The 1,298-nt window shown below is 63.3% G+C and carries 2 protein-coding genes; both read left to right on the forward strand.

The annotated features are described in order from the left end of the window. Nucleotides 1–1,132, forward strand: a 1,132-nt coding sequence (istA, locus tag APH35_RS27930) for an IS21-like element ISPst3 family transposase (RefSeq protein ID WP_060515840.1), incomplete at its 5' end; no start/stop codon positions are given. Beyond that, nucleotides 1,125–1,298: ATP-binding protein (locus APH35_RS27935; protein WP_217988574.1), on the forward strand; the 174-nt coding region annotated here is incomplete at its 3' end. The genes istA and APH35_RS27935, both read left to right, overlap by 8 nt.

Below are 1,298 nucleotides of genomic sequence, written 5' to 3' on the forward strand. Positions count from 1 at the left end.
TCTTGGCGAGGCGTTTCAGTTTGACTGGAGCGAGGAAGGCTTGCTGGTCGGCGGCATTTACCGGCGTATGCAGGTGGCACATCTGAAGCTGTGTGCCAGCCGTGCGTTCTGGCTTGTGGCGTATCCGAGCCAGGGCCATGAGATGTTATTTGACGCCCATACACGCTCGTTCGGCTCCTTGGGCGGCGTGCCGCGCCGGGGCATCTACGACAACATGAAGACCGCCGTCGACAAGGTCAATAAGGGCAAAGGCCGGGCGGTGAATGCGCGCTTTGCGGTGATGTGCGCGCATTACCTGTTCGATCCGGACTTCTGCAACGTCGCCGCTGGTTGGGAAAAGGGCATCGTTGAAAAGAACGTGCAAGACAGCCGCAGGCGTATCTGGCTAGACGCCCAGGACTGCCAGTTTCACTCCTTCGAGGAACTCAATGCCTGGCTGGGCCAGCGCTGCCGCGCGCTTTGGAACGAGCTGACGCACCCTCAATACAGCGGGCTGAGTGTGGCCGAAGTGCTGGAGTTGGAGCGCGCTGAACTGATGCCTGTGCCAGCGCCATTCGACGGTTACGTCGAGCGGCCTGCGCGGGTCTCCAGCACCTGCCTGGTCAGCGTCGGGCGCAACCGCTACTCGGTGCCGTGTGAGTATGCGGGTAAGTGGGTCAGCAGCCGTTTGTATCCGACGCGAATCGAGGTGGTGGCTGACGACGCGCTGATCGCCAGCCATGTCCGCTTGCTGGATCGCGACCAGGTCAGCTATGACTGGCAGCACTACCTCCCGCTGATCGAACGCAAGCCCGGTGCGCTGCGCAACGGCGCGCCCTTTGCTGATCTGCCGGCGCCGCTGCGTCAGCTTAAGCACGGTCTGGGGCGTCATGCCGGCGGTGACCGGATCATGGCGCAAGTTCTGGCTGCCGTACCGGTCGCCGGGCTCGATGCGGTGCTGGTGGCTGTTGAGCTGGTACTGGAAAGCGGCAGCCTGAGCGCCGAACACATCCTCAATGTCGTGGCGCGCCTGGCCGCGACCGAACCACCACCCAGCGTCGAAACCCACTTGTCGCTCAAGGAAGCCCCCGTCGCTAACACGGCGCGCTACGACCGCCTGCGTGGCCAGACCGAGGAGATCGGTCATGCGTGATTTGATGGCGGAACTCAAGGAGCTGCGCCTGCACGGCATGGCCACGGCCTGGGCGGAGTTGACTGCGCAGGGTGAGTCGAACACAGCCTCGTCCAAGTGGCTGCTCGAACACCTGCTGGAACAAGAGCACACAGATCGCGCCATGCGCTCGGTGAGCCACCAGATG

This window comes from Pseudomonas sp. NBRC 111132, from assembly GCF_001320565.1.
In the GTDB taxonomy this organism is placed as follows: domain Bacteria; phylum Pseudomonadota; class Gammaproteobacteria; order Pseudomonadales; family Pseudomonadaceae; genus Aquipseudomonas; species Aquipseudomonas putida_P.